Raw genomic sequence first — 18,754 nt, 5'->3', positions numbered from 1 at the left:
CGCGAATGCGCTCTCCATCCCCGAATCCCTACTCCCGAATCCCGGCGCTTAGCCGTACACCGGGAACTGCGCGCACTGCTTGGTGACGTTCTCGCGCACGCCGGCGATGACCTTGGCGTCCTTGGGATGGTCCAGCACGTCGCAGATCCACTCGGCCAGGGCCACGCAGTCGGCTTCCTTGTAGCCGCGGGTGGTCACCGCCGGGGTGCCGATGCGCAGGCCGGAGGTCACGAACGGCTTCTGCGGGTCGTTCGGGACGGCGTTCTTGTTGACCGTGATGTGGGCCTGGCCGAGCGCGGCTTCGGCGTCCTTGCCGGTGATGCCCTTGCCGATCATGTCGACCAGCATCAGGTGGTTGTCGGTGCCGCCGGAGACGATCTTGTAGCCGCGGGCGATGATCGTCTTGGCCATGGCCTGGGCGTTCTTGACCACCTGTTCCTGGTAGGCCTTGAACTCCGGGTCCAGCGCTTCCTTGAACGCCACCGCCTTGGCCGCGATCACGTGCATCAGCGGACCGCCCTGGATGCCCGGGAAGACGATGCTCTGCAGCTTCTTGGTCAGGTCCTCGTCGGCGCCCTTGGCCAGGATGATGCCGCCGCGCGGACCGCGCAGGGTCTTGTGGGTGGTCGAGGTGACCACGTGGGCGTGCGGCAGCGGGTTCGGGTAGACGCCGGCGGCGACCAGGCCGGCGACATGGGCCATGTCGACGAACAGGTAGGCGCCGATCTTGTCGGCGATGGCGCGGAAGCGCGCCCAGTCGATCTTCTGCGAGTAGGCGCTGAAGCCGGCCACGACCATCTTCGGCTTGTGTTCCAGGGCCAGCTTCTCGACTTCGTCGTAGTCGATCAGGCCCTGGGCGTCGACGCCGTACTGCACGGCGTTGAACAGCTTGCCGGAGGCGTTGACCTTGGCGCCGTGGGTGAGGTGGCCGCCGTGGGCCAGCGACATGCCCAGGATGGTGTCGCCCGGGTTGAGCAGGGCGAAGTACACCGCCTGGTTGGCCTGCGAGCCCGAATGCGGCTGCACGTTGGCGTAGTCGGCTCCGAACAGCTGCTTGACCCGGTCGATCGCCAGCTGCTCGGCGATGTCGACGTATTCGCAGCCGCCGTAGTAGCGCTTGCCCGGGTAACCCTCGGCGTACTTGTTGGTCAGCACGCTGCCCTGGGCCTCCAGCACGCGCGGGCTGGCATAGTTTTCCGAGGCGATCAGTTCGACGTGGTCTTCCTGGCGGCGGGCCTCGGCCGCGATGGCCTGGGCGAGCTCGTCGTCGAATCCGGCAATACGGGTGTGGCTGGGGAACATTCGCGGCCTCGGAAAGAAGTACGGACGGGAGGGGGAGGTACGCCGCGTCAGGCCGGGCCCGCGTGGCAGGGGGCGGGCTTGACGTAAGACTTGAAATGTTAGCCTAGGGGCGTATGGCGGCCAACCGCCAAAGCGGGGCTGCCGCAGCGCCCCGACCCGGCGGACAATGCGCCGACCTCCCCTCCCCAGGCCCGCCGCTCCCCGGCCGGCCCGTTCGACCTTGGATGCCCCGACCATGAAATGGGTCTTCGTCTTCGCGTTCCTCGCCAGCGCCGTGTACGTGCACTTCCGCGGCCGGGTCCGGCACCGGCTCGGCCGCCAGTTGCTCGACCATTCGACCTTCATGGCGCCGATCAACGTGCTGATGTACGCCTGCTCGCGGGTGCCGACCACCGCCTTCCTGAACCCGGACCAGCACTTCCCCGAGCTGGAGCCGCTGCGCGCGCGCTGGCGCGAGATCCGCGCCGAGGCCCTGCACCTGCGCGAGCTGCAGCAGATCAAGGCCGCCGACGGCTACAACGATGTCGGCTTCAACTCGTTCTTCCGCCGCGGCTGGAAGCGCTTCTACCTGAAGTGGTACGACGACGCCCATCCCTCGGCGGCCGAGCTGTGCCCGGTCACCACCCAGTTGCTGCGCGAGATCCCCGGGGTCAAGGCGGCGATGTTCACCGAGCTGCCGCCGGGCGGCGAGCTGCGCCCGCACCGCGACCCTTACGCGGGCTCGCTGCGCCTGCATCTGGGCCTGGACACGCCCAACGACGACGCCTGCTTCATCGACGTCGACGGCCAGCGCTACAGCTGGCGCGACGGCGAGTGGACCATGTTCGACGAAACCTATATCCACTGGGCCCAGAACGGCTCCAGCCAGAACCGGATCATCCTGTTCTGCGACATCGAACGGCCGATGCGCTGGGCCTGGGCGCGCGGGCTGAACCGCTTCATCGCCCAGCGCCTGATCGCCGCCGGCGCCTCGCCCAACCAGGAAGGCGACAAGACCGGCGCGATCAACAAGCTGTTCAAGTACTTCTACGCGGTGCGGCTGAAGACCAAGGCGCTCAAGGAGCGCAGCAAGGGCTCCTACTACGCGATCAAGTACCTGGCGGTGCTGGCGGTGGTGGCCCTGATCGTCTGGTGGTGAGCCGCCGCACGGCGCGACCGCCGATGCGCCGGCCTGGAAACGTCGCTGGGACGCAGCTTGGCGCTGAAGCTTGCGCAGGCCGGCCTGCGCAGGCGCGACGGCCGGCAAGGCATTAACGGATCCAACGGCCGGCCCGGGCTTGCGCCGCCCGCCCCTGCGGCCCGGCGCCCGCAGGTTCACCTGCCCGCAAGGCCCCGCGCTGGAACCCGCCCCCCGGCTGCGGGATAATCGGCTATTCGCAACGCCCCCCGCCCCGCCTTCCGGCCGTTCCGGCCGGGCTCGGCGCGCGCCTCTGCTTCGGAGTCTGCATGCAATACATCTACACCATGAACGGCGTCAGCAAGACCGTGCCGCCGAAGCGTCAGATCATCAAGGACATTTCGCTGTCGTTCTTCCCGGGCGCCAAGATCGGCCTGCTCGGCCTCAACGGCGCCGGCAAGTCCACCGTGCTCAAGATCATGGCCGGCGTCGACACCGACTTCACCGGCGAAGCGCGCCCGGCCACCGGCATCAAGGTCGGCTACCTGCCGCAGGAACCGCAGATCGACCCGGAAAAGACCGTGCGCGAAGCGGTCGAGGAAGGCGTGGGCGAAGTGCTCAACGCCCAGGCCGCGCTGGAAGCGGTGTACGCCGCCTACGCCGAGGAAGGCGCCGACTTCGACGCCCTGGCCAAGGAACAGGAGCGGCTGGAGGCGATTCTCGCCGCCGGCGACGCCCACACCCTGGAAAACCAGCTCGAAGTCGCCGCCGACGCGCTGCGCCTGCCGCCGTGGGATGCGGTGGTCGGCAAGCTGTCGGGCGGCGAGAAGCGCCGCGTCGCGCTGTGCCGCCTGCTGCTGCAGAAGCCGGACATGCTGCTGCTCGACGAACCGACCAACCACCTCGACGCCGAATCGGTCGAATGGCTGGAACAGTTCCTGGCCCGCTACACCGGCACCGTGGTGGCGGTCACCCACGATCGCTACTTCCTCGACAACGCCGCCGAGTGGATCCTCGAGCTCGACCGCGGCCGCGGCATTCCGTGGAAGGGCAACTACACCGAGTGGCTGGTGCAGAAGGACGAGCGCCTGAAGCAGGAAGAGAACCAGGAAAAGGCGCGCCAGAAGGCGATCCAGAAGGAACTGGAGTGGGCGCGGCAGAACGCCAAGGGCGGCCGCTCCAAGGGCAAGGCGCGCCTGGCCCGGATCGAAGAGCTGCAGGCGGTCGATTACCAGCGCCGCCAGGAAACCAACGAAATCTTCATCCCGCCGGGCGAGCGCCTGGGCAGCAAGGTGATGGAGTTCAAGAACGTGTCGAAGAAGTTCGGCGACCGCCTGCTGATCGACGACCTCAGCTTCGTCGTGCCGCCGGGCGCGATCGTCGGCATCATCGGCCCCAACGGCGCCGGCAAGTCGACCCTGTTCAAGATGATCATTGGCCAGGAGAAGCCGGACTCGGGCGAGATCGACATGGGCCCAACCGTCAACCTGGCCTACGTCGACCAGAGCCGCGACAAGCTGGAAGGCAACCACAACGTCTTCCACGAAGTGTCCGGCGGCCTGGACATCCTCAACATCAACGGCATCGAGATCCAGTCGCGGGCCTACATCGGCCGCTTCAACTTCAAGGGCCAGGACCAGCAGAAGATGGTCGGCAGCCTGTCGGGCGGCGAACGCGGCCGTCTGCACCTGGCCAAGACCCTGCTGCAGGGCGGCAACGTGCTGCTGCTCGACGAACCGTCCAACGACCTCGACGTGGAAACCCTGCGCGCGCTGGAAGACGCCCTGCTCGAATTCCCGGGCAACGCCTTCGTGATCTCGCACGACCGCTGGTTCCTCGACCGCATCGCGACCCACATCCTGGCCTTCGAAGGCGACTCGCACGTCGAATTCTTCCAGGGCAACTACCGCGAGTACGAAGAGGACAAGAAGCGCCGCCTGGGCGAAGAAGGCGCCAAGCCGCATCGCCTGCGCTTCAAGGCGCTGAAGTAAGAAGGAGCTTCGGCATGCAACCGTTCGAGCGCTGGCTGAACAACGGCGACTTCAACGGCATGCTGAGGCCCAATTTGTTGCCGCTGCACTGCGGCGACGACGGAGCGGCCTTGGACGTCCAAGGCCGGACCGTCGTGTTCACCGAAGGGATGGTGCTGACCGTCTTCGATGAAGATACGGACGAAGACGGCCGTCCCGATCGCCTGTTCGCTACCGGAACGGTCGTGCCGTCTCCCTGGCCTGTCGGCCGACGTTGGTACCTGGACATCGACGACGACGGCGTTCGCCATGAGTCCGACTTGATTCCCCCTCAATCGCCGCCGCGTTGATCGCGGCCATCGGCATGGGAGCATCGACATGACCGTACTGCACGCATTCGAACTCGAAGGCCTGCGCCGCGCAGGCTCGCTGGTCGCCTCGATCCTGGCGGCCATGCGCGAGGCCGCCGTGCCCGGCGCGGTATCGCGCGATCTCGACGCGATCGGCGCGGCGATGCTGCGCGAGGCCGGCGCGCGATCGGCGCCGCAGCTGACCTACGATTTTCCCGGCGCCACCTGCATCAGCATCAACCAGGTCGCCGCGCACGGCATTCCCGACCTCAGCGTGCTGCGCGAGGGCGACCTGGTGAACATCGACGTCTCCGCCGAACTGGACGGCTATTTCGCCGACACCGGCGGCAGCTTCGTGGTCGGCCAGGCCAGCGCCGCGCAGCAGAAGCTGCTCGATGCCACCCGCGAGGCGCGCGACGCCGCGATCGCGCAGTTGCGCGCCGGCCAGCCGATCAACAGCATCGGCCGCACGGTCGAATCGGTCGCGGCCCGGCGCGGTTTCAAGGTGATCCGCAACCTCGGCAGCCACGGCGTCGGCCGCGCCTTGCACGAAGCGCCGGGCAACATCCCCGGCTACTACGATCCGCGCGACACCCGCCGCCTGCACGAGGGCATGGTGATTACGATCGAACCGTTCCTGGCCACCCACACCACCCGCACCGAAGAAGGCGAAGACGGCTGGTCGATGCTGTGCCGGCGCGGCTTCGCCGCGCAATTCGAGCACACCGTGGTGGTGACTTCGGGCGAACCGATCGTGGTGACTTGAAGGCCGGGATGGGGATTCGGGATTCGGGATTCGGAAAAGCCGGGGCCGGGTTTTCGTTGTTTGAACTTGCATTGGAATAGGACTTGATCGCCATGAACTTCATGCAGACGTTGCGCAACCGCTGGCAGCAGGCCGGCACCCTGGTCTGCGTGGGGCTGGACCCGGAGCCGACGCGGTTTCCGGCGCGTTTCGCCGGCGACGCCGATGCGGTGTTCGCCTTCAACCGCGACATCGTCGACGCCACCGCCGAATACGCCTGCGCGTTCAAGCCGCAGATCGCCCACTTCGCCGCGCTCGGCGCCGAAGCGGCGCTGAACCGGCTGATCGAACACATCCACGCCGCGCATCCGGGCATTCCGGTGATCCTGGACAGCAAGCGCGGCGACATCGGCAGCACCGCACAGCATTACGCCGCCGAGGCCTTCGACCGGTACCGCGCCGATGCGGTCACCGCCAACCCGTATCTCGGGCGCGATTCGGTGCAGCCCTTCCTCGACCGCGCCGAGCGCGGCGTGGTGGTGCTGTGCCGCACCTCCAACCCCGGCGCCGGCGATCTGCAGGATCTGATCGTCGACGGACGCCCGCTGTACCAGCGCGTCGCCGAGAAGGTCGCGCGCGAGTGGAACGGGCACGGAAATTGCGCGCTGGTGGTCGGCGCGACCTGGCCGGCGCAGTTGCGCGAAGTGCGCGCGATCGTAGGCGAGATGCCGTTCCTGGTGCCCGGCGTCGGCGCCCAGGGCGGCGACGTCGAAGCGGTGGTGAGCAACGCCAAGACCGCCGACGGCAGCGGCCTGATGGTCAGCAGCTCGCGTGCGATCCTGTACGCCTCTTCCGGCGACGACTACGCGGCCGCCGCCGCGGCCGCTGCGCGCGAGCTGCGCGATCAGATCAACCGCTATCGCTGAGCGCTTGCGCGCCGGCGAATTCGTGCAGCCGCCCGTCGCGGTGCACGTACAGCCGCGGCGACAGGTTGTAGGCCGAGGACTGGACGATTTCGCCGGCCACGTCCTGCAATGAGGCCAGGCTGTCGGCGTCCTCGCTGCCGCAGACCATCAGCTCGTCGCGCGCGGCGATCGCGAACACCGGCTCGCCGCGTATCTCCAGGCGGTCGCGCCAGTGTTCGAACAGCAGCACCATGCTGGCGTCGTAGTTGCGGTCCAGGCGCGCGGCGTAGCGGCCGCCGCCGCCCTGCACGTCCAGTTCGGGCAGGAACCGGGTCAGGTTCTCCAGCGCCTGCGCGCGCAGGGCCTGCGCATCGAGGCCGCGGCGTTCGGCCTCGGCCGGCGAGAGATAACTCATCGAATCCGGCGAGTCCTCGACATAGGTCAGCACCAGGTCGCCGGCCAGCGGCTCGACGATGAACGGCATCGCGTTGCGGATGCCCATCGAGCGAGTCTGCTGCAAGGCGATCTCGTGCCAGCCGCGAGTCTTGAGCACCGGCAGGATGGCCGAGCGCGCCGCGTCGCTGCCGCGGCCGATGCCGAGCTGCAGCTCGCGCGCCGAAGCGATCTGATCGGCGAACACCGCTTCCGGCTCGTCCGGCGCATCGAGGTAACGCTGGTAACTGTTGCCGAGGAAATGGGTGGCCTGAAACCCGTCCGGCAGGCGCCAGTCGATTTTGGCGTCGGCCGCGCCGGCGCCGTGCGAGATCGCGACCGTGGCCTCGGGCCAGGCCGCGCGTATCGCCTGCGCGTAGCGTTCGGCGAACGCCACCAGATCCATCGGCTCGGCGCGTTGCGCAGCCTCGCGCCTGCCGCCGAACAGCTTGCTGAACAACGACATGACCTACCCCCTGTGGGCCAGCGTCCCCGGACTATACGGCGCATGTGACAGGCGCAATCGCCGCCGCCGCGGTTTTCCGACTGACGGCACAGGCCGTCGGAGACGCGCGCCGCGGGGCGAGGCCGCGGGCCGGCGCGGCCCGCCCTGCCCGGCCGACGCTCAGCGCAACCAGGCGCGCAAGGCCGCGATCGGGAAGCGCAGCCAGATCGCCGCGAACACCCCGGCGCGCATCGCCGCGCCGCGCCGCGGCGCCTCGAACTTGCAGAAGTAGCGCCACAGCCCGCGGTGCTTGTGCCATTCGACGAAGAACGGCCGCGAACGGCTGGACACGCCGCGCACGTGCACCACGCGCACGCCGTTGGCGACCGCGACCTCGGCGCCGGCCTGGCGCACCCGCCGGCACAGGTCCAGGTCCTCGGCGTGCAGGCGATACCCTTCGTCGAAGCCGCCAATGCGCTCGAACAGCCGGCGCGGCATCAGCATCAAGGCGCCCGAGGTCGCCTCGACCCGCTGCAGTACCGCCGTGTCGTCGGGCGCGATCGCCAGCTTGGGCGCCGCCCACGGGCGCAGCAGGCCGCCGAGCATCGCACCGAAATCGGGATCGCGCCGGCGCACCGCGGCATCGCGCTCGCCGTCTTCGCTGACCAGGTCAGCGCTGACCAGGGCCTCGCCGAGCGAGGCCGCGGCGGCGTGCAGGCGCTGCAAGGTGTCCGGCTCGACCATGCAGTCGGGATTGACGAACGCCACCCAGCCGCAGTGGCTCCCCGGCGGCGGCGGTTCCAGCTCGGCCACGCCCTGATTGCAACCGACCGAGAAGCCGGGATTGTCGGGGTTGGCGATGAAACGCACGCGCGGGTCCAGCGAGGCGTGGCGCTGGACGATCTCCAGGGTGCCGTCGTCGGACTGGTTGTCGACCACACGGATCGCGCCGACGCCGCGACCGTTGCGCAGCCGGGTCAGGCACTCGTCGATGGTCGCGGCGCTGCGGTAGCTGACCACGACCGCGCCCAATCCGACCCCCGAGGCGGTTTCGGGGCGGACGGACGGATCGGGCTCAGAGGAAAAAATCACGTTGCGGTTCCGGTGGGCCGATGCGTTCCAGGCGCTCGGCGAGTTGTTCGCGCAGCCCGCGCAGCGGGTCCTGCATGAGGAAATGGGCCAGGCGCGGGTGCCAGTCCGGCCAGCGCACGGCCAGGGCCTCCATGTCGCCGTCGCAGGGACGGCCTTCGCCGCCGCGCGCGACATAGGCGGTGTCGCACAATACGTTGCGCCACCCCAATCCGGCCAGTCGCAGCGACAGATCGGTCAGCGCCGCGTACCAGGAGCCGTAGCTGGCCGCGTCCAGGCCGCCGGCGCGGCGCCGCGCCTTGCCGCGCAACAGCACCGCATGGCCGACCGCCGCCGGCAGCTCCGGATGCGCCGCCGGCATCTGCGCCAGCGCGCGCGCCAGGCGGTCGGCGTCGTCGCCGTCCGGTTGCGGCGCGATCTCGCCGACGCGCGGCCAGGCCGCGGCTTCGCCGGCGTTGCACCAGGGCGTGGCGGTGGCGATCGCGCCGTCGGCGGCGAAGCAGGCGCTCAGCCGCGTCAGCCAGCCCGGCGCGGGCACGGCGTCGGCCGCGAGCACCGCCACGTCGGCTTCGCCGCAGGCGCCGAGCACTTCGTCCAGATGCGCCACCTCGCCGATGCTGCGCTGGCGCCGGCTGTAGTCGGCACGCAAGGCGGTGCGCGCCAGCCAGCGTTCGACGATGGCGTAGCCGCGCGGCCCGGCCTGGGCATCGTCGGCCAGCCAGACCCGCGCGCCCGGCGGCGTGCACAGGTCCAGCGCGGCCAGGCAGGCGTCGAGCGCGTCGTCGTCGACCCCGACCGGCACCACGACGATGGGCAGTTCTGTCATGCCGCGGTTCTATCACGAACCCCCAGGGTCCCGCAGCCGGTGCGGCCGCGGGGCCGTCACCGGAGGGGCGCCGCTTATTTCTTCTTCGGCTGCAGCGGCTCCATGGCGCGGAAGCGGCGGCTGTACTCGTCGGTCAGCTCGCGCGACTCCATCGGATTGCGGACCAGGGTCGGGGTCAGCAGGATGATGGTTTCGCGGCGGGTGGTCTTGGAGTTCTGCCGGCCGAACAAACCGCCGACCACCGGGATCCGGCTCAACCCCGGCAGCCCCTTGGAGCCGCGGTCGGTCTGGTCGGCGATCAGGCCCGCCAGCAGCACCGTCTCGCCGCTCTGCACCGCCGCCTCGGTCTTGAGCTTCTTGGTGTTGATGACGACGTTGCTGCTGTTGGCGTTGAGCGGATTGCCGGCCGAGCTGACCTCCTGGACGATGTCCAGGAACACCATGCCGTCGCGGCTGACCCGCGGCCGCACCTTGAGGATTACGCCGGTGTCCAGGTACTGCACCTGGCTGTAGGTGTTGTTGTTGCCGGTGCCGGCGTTGACCGACACCGACTCGATCGGGATGCGGGTGCCGACGTTGAGGGTGGCCTCGGCGTTGTTGCGCACGAACACCGACGGGGTCTGCAGGATATGCACGTCGGTGACCTGGTCCAACGCGGTCAGCACCGCCGCGGCGTTGTTCTTGATCAGCGACCAGGCCAGGCCCTCGCCGCTCTTGCCGCCGATGCTGCCGGCGATCGTGCTCCACTTCGACGGCACCAGCGGATTGGTGCGGCGGTTGAGGTCGCCGAAGCCGTTGTCGATGGTGGCGCGCTCGAGGAACCACTGCACGCCGTACTCCAGGCCGTTGTTGAGCTCGACCTCGGCGACCTGGGCCTCGATGTGCACCTGCATCGGCATGACGTCGAGCTTGTCGATCACGTCGCGGATCGACTTCCAGGCCTGCGGGCTGCTGCGCACCAGGATCGAATTGGTTTCCTCGACCGCGGCCACGCCGACCTTGGCGCCGTCGACTTCCAGCGTCACCGCGCCGTTGCCGGCCTGGCGCGAGCCCAGCGACATGCCGCTGCCCAGGCCGCCACCGCTGCTGCCGCCGCTGGAACCGCCATCGCTGGAGCTCTTGCCGATGTCGGCGGTGGAGCCGCCGTCGCCGTCGCGCAGCTCGACCGACTCCAGCCCCGGCATCAGCGAGGGCGCGCCGTCGCCGCCGCCACCGCCGCCGCTGCGGCCGGCGCCGTACACCTCGGCCAAGCGGTCGGCGAGATCCTTGGCCTTGATGTACTTGAGTTCGCGCGTGTACAGCTGGACGTTGTCGCCGGCGCTGTCGATCCGGTCCAACCAGTCCTTGATGTCGTCCAGGTAGTCGGCCTGCGGGGTGATCACCATCACCGCGTTGGCGCCTTCCAGCGGCATGAAGCGGAACATGCCCGAGACCGGCGATTTGCTCTGCTCGCCGAACACCTTCTCCAGGTCGGCCACCACCCTGGTGGCCTTGCCCGACTGCAGCGGGAACACGCCCACCGACATGCCCGACAGCCAGTCGACGTCGAACACCTCGACCGTGCGCAGGTAGTTCTCGAGTTCGGCGCGGGTGCCGCCGACGGTGATGACGTTGCGCGAATTGTCGACGTTGACGATCGCGTTCGGCCGCGCGTAGGGCTTGAGGATCTTCTCCATCTCGGTGGCCGAGATGAACTTCAGCGGCACGGTGCGCACCTCGAAGCCGCGCGCGGCGGCCGGCGAGGCGGTGCTGGGCGCGACGTTGCCGGCCAGGGCCTGGTCGGAGGGCACGATGTTGTAGCGACCGCCGGTGTAGACCAGTCGCGCGTTGTTCCAGCTAAGCACCATCTCCAGCAGGTTCAGCGCTTCCGAGGCGCTGACCGGCTTGGGCGTGGCCAGGGTCACGGTGCCCTGCACGCCCGGCGCGATGACGTAGTTCTGCCCGAGCATGTCGCCGAGGATGGCCTTGGCCACCGCGTGCACCGACTCGCCTTCGAAGTTGAAGGTGGCGCTGCCGCTGGTCGCGCCCAGCCCCGGCGGCGGCGCCGAAGCGGCGCGCCGGTTGATGGTCTGGCCGGTGCCGCGGCGGATCTGCGCCTGCGGTCCCTCCTCGTCGGCCTTGGCCTCCAGCGGCTGCTGGACCACGCCGTCGCGGGTGACGCGCACGCCGCTGTCGGCGGCGGACTCGCCGGCCTGGTTGCCGCGCAAGGCGGACGGATCGCCGTCGCGATGCACGCGCGGCGACACCACGCTGGCGCACGAGGCCAATTGCGTGGCGATGATCGCCGCGACCAGGGCATTGCTGGCGTATTGCTGGGGACGTAGCTTCATGCGTTCACTCTACGGCGTGTTGGCCGGGGGTTGAGCGGCTTGCTGCTGCCGCAATTGCGCGCGTCGCGCCTCGATCCGCTTGCGGATGGCTTCCATTTGCGCCTGCTCGGTCAGCGGCGCGGCGTTGCTGGCTTCGTTCGGCGCCGCCTCGGCCGGTTTGACCGGCTGCGGCGGCGGCACCTGCGACACGCTGCGATTGGGCGGCTGCGGCTGCGGCTGGGGTTGCGGCACCGGCTGCGGCGGTTGCGGCGGCGGGATCGGCCGGCCCGGCTGCGGCACCGCGCCCGGCACGCTGCCCGGCGTGGGCCCGGCGACCTGGGTCGGCGGTTCGCCGCCCTGGCCGTTGAACACGCGCAGGTCCAGTTCGCGCCGCCCCTCGGGGCCCTCGAACACCGCCCGCCGCGGTTCCAGCGACGTCAGCCGCCAGGCAGGGTGCGATTCGGGCACTTCGCCGAGCTTGACCCGCACCGACTCGCTGCCGTCGGCCGGTTGCAGGAAGGCCATCGACAGCTGCGGAGTGATCAGCACGCTGGTCAGCAGGTAGTCGAACGCGGCGGCCTGGTTCTCGCCTTCGCCCTTGCCCTGCATGAAGAACGGCTTCGGCCGGCGGTCGTCGACGAACAACGGCCGCGCCGCGATCTCGCTGTACTTGGCCAGCGGGCCGAGCGAATCGGCAGCGCTCTTGCCCGATTGCGGCAGCGGCTTGATCAGGGTCGGGTCTTCGTCTAGCTGAGCCACGCTGCGGCCCATGCCGGCCAAGGCCAGCACCCAGGACAACAGCGCCCAGCCGGCCACGGTGGCCAACAACCAGGTGCGCGGGCTGGCGTCGTCAAGGCGCATCGGCGTCCCCCGCAGCGGTGTTGGTGGCGGCGGAGGCAGCGCCTGCCGTGCCCGGGCCCGGACGCAGGTAACCGTACAGGTCGAAACTCACGTCGAGGCCGCCGTCGTTGGCCGGGCCGGCGGTGCCGGGCACGAAGTAGCCGCGGGTGGAGAGCAGGTTGAGGTTGCCGACGAACAGCCGTGGCGACCCGCTTTCCAGCGAATGCAGCACCGCCGCGGTCTCCGGCGCGCCGCAGCGCAGGCGCACCTGCACCACCACCCGCGCGTAGCGGTCGCGGCGCGGCTCGGCCAGCGGCGAGCGGTTGACGATGCCGCAGCTGCGGTTGCCCGGGCTGGCCTGCAGCACCACGGTTTCCAGGCGCTGGACCAGGCCGGCGGTGGCCAGCTCGGCGGTGGCCTCGGGCAGGAAGCCGGGGCGGTCGGCCTGGCGCTTGCGCACCTCGTCCAGGCGGTTGCGGATCTGCGGCGCCTGCCGCAACTCCATGCGCTGGCGCAGTTCGCGCTGCTGCAGGTCGGACAGTTCGTCGCCGGCTTCCATCATCGGCACCGTCCACCAGGGGTGGATCAGCACCGCATAGGCGACCGCGAGCGTCGCCAGCAGCAGGCCCAGGGCCAGCCAGCGTTCGCGGTCCGCGCCGAGGGATCGCCAGTTACGGGCCACGCGCGGCCTCCGGGTTTTGCGGTTTGGGCGGGCCGATCTCGGCGGTCAGGGTGAAGCGGTCGCGATTGGTCGCCGGGTCCGGTTGCACCGCGCCGGTCAGCGCCGGCGAACGCCACAGCGGCGTGCCCTGCAGCTTGCCGATCAGCGCCGAGGCTTCGCCGCTGAGGCCGATCATCAGCAGGCTCTCGTCTTCGATCGCGAGTTTTTCCAGATAAGTGCCGTCGGGCAAGCGGCGGCTGAGTTCGTCGATCACCTCGACGGTGCTGGGCCGCGCTTTGCGGGTACGGTCGAGGAAGGCCTGGCCCTGGATCAGGTCGACCAGTTCCTGGCGCTGGATCGCGGCCTGGCGCGCACCGGCGGCGTTGCGCGAAATGGTCTGCTTGAGGTCGGCGATCGCTTCGCGGCGGTTCTCCAGCACCTGCCACAGAGCCGCGGCCAGGGCCAGCACGGCGACCGCGGCCAGGGCCAGATTCCAGTAGCGGAACGGATCGCTGCGGGTGCTGCGCTGCGCCGGAGGCAGCAGATTGACCCCGAGCGGTGCGCCGTCGGCGCCGGCGACTTCGATCCCCGACAGGGTCGACGCCAACGGGCCGATCGCGGCCAGCTGCGGGTCCAGCACCTGGCGCGGCACCGCGACCAGTTCGGCGTCGAGCTGGCCGTCGGCGTCGCGGCGCGCCAGCACGCGCGCGTCGTAGGCCACTGCATCGGCGGTGAAAGGCGTTTGCCGGTCGATCTCGAAGCCGACCACGTCGCGCAAGCGCTCGGCGGCGGCGGCCGGCAGGTTCAGGCGGCGGCGCAGACTGGACGCCGGCGGCAACAACAGCCAGCGCGGCAGCTCGGCCACGCGCGGCGGCAGCAACGGTTCCAACGGATCGGACGCGGCCGCTGCGGTCAGGTCGGCCAGGCTCGGCAGCACCGCCAGGTCGCGCACTTCGCCGGCCTGTTGCAGGCGCAGATGCACGCTGTCGCCGTCGACCTGCAGCAACAGACGGCCGCGGTCGACGCCGAGCGCCTGACGGGTCCGCAACGGCAGCCACGACGCCAGCGTGCGCCCCCACCAAGAGAAAAAGCCGCCCGCACCCGGCGCGAACCGGGCGCTGAGACGTCGCAACCGGTCATTGCCCGACCGACCCTCGGCAACCTGCGCATTCATCGTGACGAAGCTCCCTCCTCCCAACGCAGCGGCGTGTAGGCCATGCCGGGCATGGAACCTCCCCCCGCCCGCACGACCGCTCGCAACACCGCTTCGCGGCCATCCGCTAGCCGGGCGCGGCTGTCGATACTATAGGTGCCGCTGCGTTCGCCGACGAGACCGGGAAGATCTCCGCCGCCGGTGCCGCCGGGCAATTGTGATCCGGGCTGCGTTCTGCGCCGTTGCTCGACGATTTGTGTGCCATTCATGCCGATAGCATCGAGCACTTCCTTGGACGCGAACGCAGGTTCGGGCCGCGTGCGGCCGCTGTAAACCGTGACATGCGGCTCGATCTTTTCGTACAGCGCCGGCGTGAAGCCCAGCACCTGTTCGAGTTCGGCCACGCTTTCGAACTCCGCATCCTTGGCGCCGTAAGGACGACCGGCCGAGGCGTAGTCGGCGTCTTCGGCGCCGCCGGCCGGCTGGGTCAGGGTATCGGCATCGCGCCAATCCATGATCGCCGCGGCCAGGCGCGCGGCCTCGGCCTGCTCCAGTCCGCCGGCGCTCTGCATCAGTCCGGCCAGCACGGTGGCGTCGCCCTGATTGAGGTCGACCTTGCCGTTCTCATCGACGATGCCGATCTCCAGCTGCGCGTCGCCGAAACGCCAACGATGCGGGCGGCCGTCGGGCTGCCACTGCAGCTTGGGGTCGTTCATCGCGACCCGGGTCATGGCGTACTCCAGGCCGGCGCGCGCTGCGTTCTGTGCCACCAGGCCGCGCACCATCACCCGTCCTTGCAGGTTCTCGGTGCGGGCGGTGAGGGCGAAGGCGCCGATCAACGCGGTCAGCAGCGCGATCAGCCACAGCACCAACAGCAGCGCCGCCCCACGCGAGCGTCCAGGCGCGGTTGCCGGATCGCGGCGCTCGCCGGCGCAAGCCGGCAGCGGCGCCGCGCGTCGCGCGATGCCTTGCGTTGTCGTCCCGATCGCTCGCGCCGTCCTCATCACAACTCCGGCACGAAGCCGCCGCTGGCGGTGGCCAACGGCAGCGACACGATCAGCGGCGGCCAGCGGCGGCCGTCGCGATCGACGAAGGTCGCCTCGACGAACAGCGGCAGTTGCTCCGGCGTGGTCCAGCGCTCCTGCCATTCGCCGAGTTCGCCGCGCTGCGGGTCGATCGAACGGTAACGGAAGCGTGCCGACTTCAGTCCGTCGACCAGCAACTCCGGCGGGCGCGGCTGCGGGTCCTTGATGGTCTCGCCGGCCAGCACCATCGACAGCGACAGCACCATGCGCGCCTGGTCGCCGTCGCTCTCGATCGCGAAATCGTGCAGATACGGCCCGCCCTGGCCGAGGTAGTCCGGCAGGTCGGCGACGAAGCGCAGACGGTCGGGCTCGCCGACGAAGCGCTGCGGCACCGCCGTGCTCTGGTCGAAGGCGAACGGGATCGGACGGGTCGCGGCGATGCGCTTGCGCAGGAACCCGACCACGGCGCGCTCGCGTTCGCTGCGCTGGGCCAGGGACTCGCCGCGCGCGGCGGTCTTGGTCGCCGCCGACAAGGTGGCGAAGGCCAGGGTCAGCCCGGCCACCAGCAACACCATCGCCAGCAGCACTTCGATCAGGGTGAAGCCGCGCGCAGCGGCGCGCGGCGCAAGGCGCGGGCGGACGACGGCGCCGTTCATGGCGAAATCTCGTTGGACGGCGGCGCGCTGCGCAGGCTGCGCAGCATCAACCGCCGGCCGGAACCGCCGTCGCCCCACTCCACCGCCAACTGCACTTCCATCAGCCGCAGCGCGTTGGGATCGATCGGCTGGGTCGAGGCCGGCGCCGGATCGCGCCATGGCTTCACTCCCAGCGTCCAGCGGTAACGCCCTTGTTCGAAATCGCCGCTGCGCTGGCCCGGCTTGAGCGCCTGGCCGACCCCGACCTGGTCCATCAGCGACTGCGCGTACATCGCCGCGCGCCCGGCATCGTTGGACCAGCGCACTTGGCGGGCGGCGCCGGACAGGGTGCCGAGCAACAGGGTCAAGGCCATGGCGAGCAGAGCGAAAGCGACGATCACTTCCAACAGGGTATAGCCGCGCGTTCGCGCGGGCCGCGACAGCAGGGCGCGCGTTCGCCGCGACCGGCTCATCGCCGCGCCTCGCTGCGCTTGAGCTTGACCTCGCCGGTCAGCCAGGCGACATCGACGTTCCACGCCGCTTGCTCGACCGCCAACTGCACCCGGCCGCCGGTGGAGGCGCCGTCGGCGAAGAACACGATCGCGCCCTCGCCGCGGCGCGGCTGCACTTCGCGCGCGCCGGTGAACACGATCCGCACTTTTTTCGGGATCTCGCCGCGGCGACCGCTCGGCGCGCTCCAGGTGTGCGCGGAGGGGTCGAGGGTGAATTTCTGCGGCCGCCCGGTGGCGATCGCCTGACTGCGGGTGAAGCGCAACTGCGCGGCGATTTCCTTGGCCGCGCTACGCAACTGCATGCCGGCTACGCCGCCGGTGAGCGCGGCCACGGTCAGCACGCCGATCGCGGCGATCAGCGCGATCACCAGCAGCATCTCCAGCAAGGACATGCCGCGCGAAGTCCGGCGCACCGTGGCCGCACCCGGCGTGCGCTGAGTCCGCCCGGCGCGGCCGGGGGCGCTGCGCGCCGCGGCCCCGTTCCCGCGCCCTCCGGCGCGGGAAGGGCTATGCCGCAGGCGCGTCATGAGCGCTGGACTCAGTTGTTCTTGATGTCGGCGTCGACGCTGCTGCCGCCGGCCTTGCCGTCCTTGCCGTAGCTGACCAAATCGTAGGGACCGCTCTCGCCCGGCTGGCGGTACTCGATCGGATGGCCCCACGGGTCCTTGAGTTCGGCATCCTTGGCGTAGGGGCCGAGCCACCCATTGGCGTCGGCCGGCTGCTTGACCAGTTCTTCCAGCGAGCCCGGCAGGCGACCGGTGTCCATCTGGAACGAATCGACCTTGCCGGCCAGGGTCTGGATCTGGCCCTTGGCCAGGTTGTAGTCGCCGCGGTCCTTGCCGCCGAGCACGCGGTTGCCGACGAAGGCGAGCACCGCACCGATCAGCACGATCACGATGATGATCTCGATCAGGCTCATGCCGCGCTGGCGGGCCGGGGACGGGGAGCGGGTCATCGAACGGGGATTGCGCATTTCGATCGTCATCCGTAGGTGGTGGTAGCTGAATAAAACGCGGAGCCGGCCTGGGTATCAAACGCGCCGGCAGCGGCCGCGGGGTCGAGCCGGCGGCCTGGGCCGCCCTGGAGTGTGTTCCGCGTGGATTTGCAAAGTTCGGCGCTCGCCGGCATCGGTACAGCCGGCGTTCAACCAGGCGGCGGCGGATGGCAGGGGCGAGAGGCGGCTCATGCTCACCCGATCGCGTTGGTCAGGTCGTACAGCGGCAGCAGCACCGCCATGACCACGGTGGCGACGATGCCGGCCAGCACCACCGTCACCACCGGCACCAGCGCCGCCAGCATCCGGTCCAGGGCCATGCCGGTGTCCTGCTCGAAGGTTTCGGCGGTCTTGATCAGCATCGAATCCAGCGCGCCGGACTCCTCGCCGACCTGGATCATCTGCAGGGCCAGGCGCGGGAAACGCTTGCCCTTGCCGAGCGCGGTCGACAAGGCCACGCCGTTCTTGACCTCTTCGCCGGCCGCGTCGACGTCGGCGGCGAGCACGCGGTTGTCGAGCACGTTGCGGCCGATGCCGATCGCGGTCATCAGCGGCACGCCGTTGCGCACCAAGGTGCCCAGCGTGCGCGCCAGGCGCGCGGTCTCGATCTTGCCGATCAGCGGGCCGACGAACTTGCGCTTGAGCAGCCAGGCGTCGAGCGCCTCGCGGAACGCGGGGTCGCGGCGCTTGCGGTCGAACCACCACAAGGCCAGCGCCGGCGCGACGATCAGCACGATCCACCAGTCGCGCACGAACAGGCCCAGCGCCAGCACCACCTGGGTGAACATCGGCAGCTCGGCGTCCAGGCTCTCGTACATCGCGCCGAACTGCGGCACCACGTAGCCGAGCAGGAACAGCAGGCTGGCGCCGACCATCAGCAGCAGGATCGCCGGATAGATCAGCGCGTTGATCACCCGCCCCTGCAACTGGCGGCTGCGTTCCAGGTAATCGTCGAGGCGGGCCAGGGTCTCGTGCAGATTGCCGCCGGCCTCGCCGGCACGGACCATGTTGATGTACAGGCGCGAAAACGTGCCGTGCTGGCGTTCCAGCGCCACCGACAACGAAGTGCCGCCGCGCACCGCGTCGCGAATGTCGGCGACGGTGCTCTTGGCCGCCTCGTCCTCGGGCAGATCGAGCAAGATGGTCAGCGCCCGGTCCAGCGGCTGGCCGGCGCCGAGCAGGGTCGACAGCTGCTGGGTGAACTGCACCAGCCGCGCGCCGGTGAACGGCTTGGGTTTGAACAAGCCCTTCCACGACGAAGCCGCGCCCGCCTCCGAAGCCAGCTTCGCCTCGACCGGCAAATGCCCCTGCTCCTGCAGGCGCTGCACCACCTCGCCGTTGCTCGCGGCCTCCATCTGGCCGTCGAGCAGCTCGCCGCGCGCGTTCAGGGCTTTGTAGTGGTAGAGGGGCATGGAGGCCGGGATTGGAGATTAGGGATTAGGGA

19 protein-coding genes are annotated in these 18,754 nt (G+C 69.8%); 5 read left to right on the top strand and 14 right to left on the bottom strand.

What is annotated here, in order from left to right:
* Positions 1 to 48: 48 nt before the first annotated feature.
* Positions 49 to 1,302: a serine hydroxymethyltransferase gene (gene glyA / locus V2J18_RS04935; RefSeq protein ID WP_336131218.1), complete on the bottom strand. Its 1,254-nt coding sequence runs from the start codon at positions 1,300 to 1,302 to the stop codon at positions 49 to 51.
* A gap of 235 nt (positions 1,303 to 1,537) precedes the next feature.
* Between glyA and lpxO the strand changes: the two genes are divergently transcribed.
* The 5 genes from lpxO to pyrF all read left to right on the top strand — a co-directional run bounded on the left by lpxO (position 1,538) and on the right by pyrF (position 6,410).
* A complete protein-coding gene (gene lpxO, locus V2J18_RS04930; protein ID WP_064748847.1) occupies positions 1,538 to 2,440 on the top strand; it encodes a lipid A hydroxylase LpxO in 903 nt (300 codons plus the stop codon).
* A gap of 308 nt (positions 2,441 to 2,748) precedes the next feature.
* Positions 2,749 to 4,410 carry an energy-dependent translational throttle protein EttA gene (gene ettA / locus V2J18_RS04925; RefSeq protein ID WP_064748848.1) on the top strand — a complete coding sequence of 554 codons (1,662 nt, stop codon included), beginning with the start codon at positions 2,749 to 2,751 and terminating at the stop codon, positions 4,408 to 4,410.
* Between the two features lie 14 nt (positions 4,411 to 4,424).
* A complete protein-coding gene (locus V2J18_RS04920; RefSeq protein ID WP_336131215.1) occupies positions 4,425 to 4,739 on the top strand; it encodes a hypothetical protein in 315 nt (104 codons plus the stop codon).
* 28 nt (positions 4,740 to 4,767) lie between these two features.
* Positions 4,768 to 5,505 carry a type I methionyl aminopeptidase gene (gene map, locus V2J18_RS04915; RefSeq protein ID WP_064748849.1) on the top strand — a complete coding sequence of 246 codons (738 nt, stop codon included), beginning with the start codon at positions 4,768 to 4,770 and terminating at the stop codon, positions 5,503 to 5,505.
* 92 nt (positions 5,506 to 5,597) lie between these two features.
* Complete coding sequence (gene pyrF, locus V2J18_RS04910) at positions 5,598 to 6,410, top strand: orotidine-5'-phosphate decarboxylase (protein ID WP_064748850.1); 813 nt, start codon at positions 5,598 to 5,600, stop codon at positions 6,408 to 6,410.
* Here pyrF and V2J18_RS04905 read toward each other — a convergent pair.
* The 13 genes from V2J18_RS04905 to xpsF all read right to left on the bottom strand — a co-directional run bounded on the left by V2J18_RS04905 (position 6,394) and on the right by xpsF (position 18,722).
* Positions 6,394 to 7,287: a DUF1444 domain-containing protein gene (locus V2J18_RS04905; RefSeq protein ID WP_064748851.1), complete on the bottom strand. Its 894-nt coding sequence runs from the start codon at positions 7,285 to 7,287 to the stop codon at positions 6,394 to 6,396. The two genes, pyrF and V2J18_RS04905, sit on opposite strands and share 17 nt — an antisense overlap.
* A gap of 159 nt (positions 7,288 to 7,446) precedes the next feature.
* A complete protein-coding gene (locus V2J18_RS04900; protein ID WP_425605942.1) occupies positions 7,447 to 8,358 on the bottom strand; it encodes a glycosyltransferase in 912 nt (303 codons plus the stop codon).
* Complete coding sequence (locus V2J18_RS04895) at positions 8,342 to 9,181, bottom strand: glycosyltransferase (protein ID WP_336131214.1); 840 nt, start codon at positions 9,179 to 9,181, stop codon at positions 8,342 to 8,344. Before V2J18_RS04895 ends, V2J18_RS04900 begins: the two co-directional genes overlap by 17 nt.
* 74 nt (positions 9,182 to 9,255) lie before the next feature.
* Positions 9,256 to 11,511: a type II secretion system secretin GspD gene (gspD, locus tag V2J18_RS04890; protein ID WP_075575194.1), complete on the bottom strand. Its 2,256-nt coding sequence runs from the start codon at positions 11,509 to 11,511 to the stop codon at positions 9,256 to 9,258.
* Positions 11,512 to 11,520: 9 nt separating this feature from the next.
* Complete coding sequence (locus tag V2J18_RS04885; protein WP_336131213.1) at positions 11,521 to 12,351, bottom strand: hypothetical protein; 831 nt, start codon at positions 12,349 to 12,351, stop codon at positions 11,521 to 11,523.
* Positions 12,341 to 13,012: a type II secretion system protein GspM gene (gene gspM, locus V2J18_RS04880; protein WP_064748855.1), complete on the bottom strand. Its 672-nt coding sequence runs from the start codon at positions 13,010 to 13,012 to the stop codon at positions 12,341 to 12,343. Before gspM ends, V2J18_RS04885 begins: the two co-directional genes overlap by 11 nt.
* Positions 13,002 to 14,165, bottom strand: a complete 1,164-nt coding sequence (locus tag V2J18_RS04875; RefSeq protein WP_064748856.1) for a PilN domain-containing protein — start codon at positions 14,163 to 14,165, stop codon at positions 13,002 to 13,004. The genes gspM and V2J18_RS04875 overlap by 11 nt, the downstream gene beginning before the upstream one ends.
* Entirely contained in the window at positions 14,162 to 15,148 is a 987-nt protein-coding gene (locus V2J18_RS04870) for a type II secretion system minor pseudopilin (protein WP_079248255.1), read from the bottom strand. The genes V2J18_RS04875 and V2J18_RS04870 overlap by 4 nt, the downstream gene beginning before the upstream one ends.
* The gene (locus V2J18_RS04865; protein ID WP_064748857.1) at positions 15,148 to 15,825 is read right to left on the bottom strand and encodes a prepilin-type N-terminal cleavage/methylation domain-containing protein; all 678 of its coding nucleotides are present in this window, start codon (positions 15,823 to 15,825) and stop codon (positions 15,148 to 15,150) included. Before V2J18_RS04865 ends, V2J18_RS04870 begins: the two co-directional genes overlap by 1 nt.
* Positions 15,822 to 16,277: a type II secretion system protein XpsI gene (xpsI, locus tag V2J18_RS04860; protein ID WP_064748858.1), complete on the bottom strand. Its 456-nt coding sequence runs from the start codon at positions 16,275 to 16,277 to the stop codon at positions 15,822 to 15,824. The genes V2J18_RS04865 and xpsI overlap by 4 nt, the downstream gene beginning before the upstream one ends.
* A complete protein-coding gene (gene xpsH / locus V2J18_RS04855) occupies positions 16,274 to 16,708 on the bottom strand; it encodes a type II secretion system protein XpsH (RefSeq protein ID WP_336131211.1) in 435 nt (144 codons plus the stop codon). The genes xpsI and xpsH overlap by 4 nt, the downstream gene beginning before the upstream one ends.
* Before the next feature lie 146 nt (positions 16,709 to 16,854).
* Positions 16,855 to 17,289 (bottom strand): type II secretion system major pseudopilin GspG, encoded by a 435-nt coding sequence (gspG, locus tag V2J18_RS04850; protein WP_064748875.1) that lies wholly within the window; start codon positions 17,287 to 17,289, stop codon positions 16,855 to 16,857.
* Between the two features lie 215 nt (positions 17,290 to 17,504).
* Positions 17,505 to 18,722 (bottom strand): type II secretion system protein XpsF, encoded by a 1,218-nt coding sequence (xpsF, locus tag V2J18_RS04845; protein WP_064748859.1) that lies wholly within the window; start codon positions 18,720 to 18,722, stop codon positions 17,505 to 17,507.
* Positions 18,723 to 18,754 lie beyond the last annotated feature (32 nt).

It is taken from the genome of Lysobacter firmicutimachus (assembly GCF_037027445.1).
In the GTDB taxonomy this organism is placed as follows: Bacteria; Pseudomonadota; Gammaproteobacteria; order Xanthomonadales; family Xanthomonadaceae; genus Lysobacter; species Lysobacter firmicutimachus.
The sequence above is the reverse complement of the archived record's forward strand: the minus strand, read 5'-3'. Positions and strand labels throughout refer to the sequence as shown.

Coding starts and splice junctions, on each gene's coding strand:
- glyA (WP_336131218.1), bottom strand. CDS start 1,302: ATGTTCCCCAGCCACACCCGTATTGCCGGATTCGACGACGAGCTCGCC.
- lpxO (WP_064748847.1), top strand. CDS start 1,538: ATGAAATGGGTCTTCGTCTTCGCGTTCCTCGCCAGCGCCGTGTACGTG.
- ettA (WP_064748848.1), top strand. CDS start 2,749: ATGCAATACATCTACACCATGAACGGCGTCAGCAAGACCGTGCCGCCG.
- V2J18_RS04920 (WP_336131215.1), top strand. CDS start 4,425: ATGCAACCGTTCGAGCGCTGGCTGAACAACGGCGACTTCAACGGCATG.
- map (WP_064748849.1), top strand. CDS start 4,768: ATGACCGTACTGCACGCATTCGAACTCGAAGGCCTGCGCCGCGCAGGC.
- pyrF (WP_064748850.1), top strand. CDS start 5,598: ATGAACTTCATGCAGACGTTGCGCAACCGCTGGCAGCAGGCCGGCACC.
- V2J18_RS04905 (WP_064748851.1), bottom strand. CDS start 7,287: ATGTCGTTGTTCAGCAAGCTGTTCGGCGGCAGGCGCGAGGCTGCGCAA.
- V2J18_RS04895 (WP_336131214.1), bottom strand. CDS start 9,181: ATGACAGAACTGCCCATCGTCGTGGTGCCGGTCGGGGTCGACGACGAC.
- gspD (WP_075575194.1), bottom strand. CDS start 11,511: ATGAAGCTACGTCCCCAGCAATACGCCAGCAATGCCCTGGTCGCGGCG.
- V2J18_RS04885 (WP_336131213.1), bottom strand. CDS start 12,351: ATGCGCCTTGACGACGCCAGCCCGCGCACCTGGTTGTTGGCCACCGTG.
- V2J18_RS04875 (WP_064748856.1), bottom strand. CDS start 14,165: ATGAATGCGCAGGTTGCCGAGGGTCGGTCGGGCAATGACCGGTTGCGA.
- V2J18_RS04870 (WP_079248255.1), bottom strand. CDS start 15,148: ATGAGGACGGCGCGAGCGATCGGGACGACAACGCAAGGCATCGCGCGA.
- V2J18_RS04865 (WP_064748857.1), bottom strand. CDS start 15,825: ATGAACGGCGCCGTCGTCCGCCCGCGCCTTGCGCCGCGCGCCGCTGCG.
- xpsI (WP_064748858.1), bottom strand. CDS start 16,277: ATGAGCCGGTCGCGGCGAACGCGCGCCCTGCTGTCGCGGCCCGCGCGA.
- xpsH (WP_336131211.1), bottom strand. CDS start 16,708: ATGTCCTTGCTGGAGATGCTGCTGGTGATCGCGCTGATCGCCGCGATC.
- gspG (WP_064748875.1), bottom strand. CDS start 17,289: ATGCGCAATCCCCGTTCGATGACCCGCTCCCCGTCCCCGGCCCGCCAG.
- xpsF (WP_064748859.1), bottom strand. CDS start 18,722: ATGCCCCTCTACCACTACAAAGCCCTGAACGCGCGCGGCGAGCTGCTC.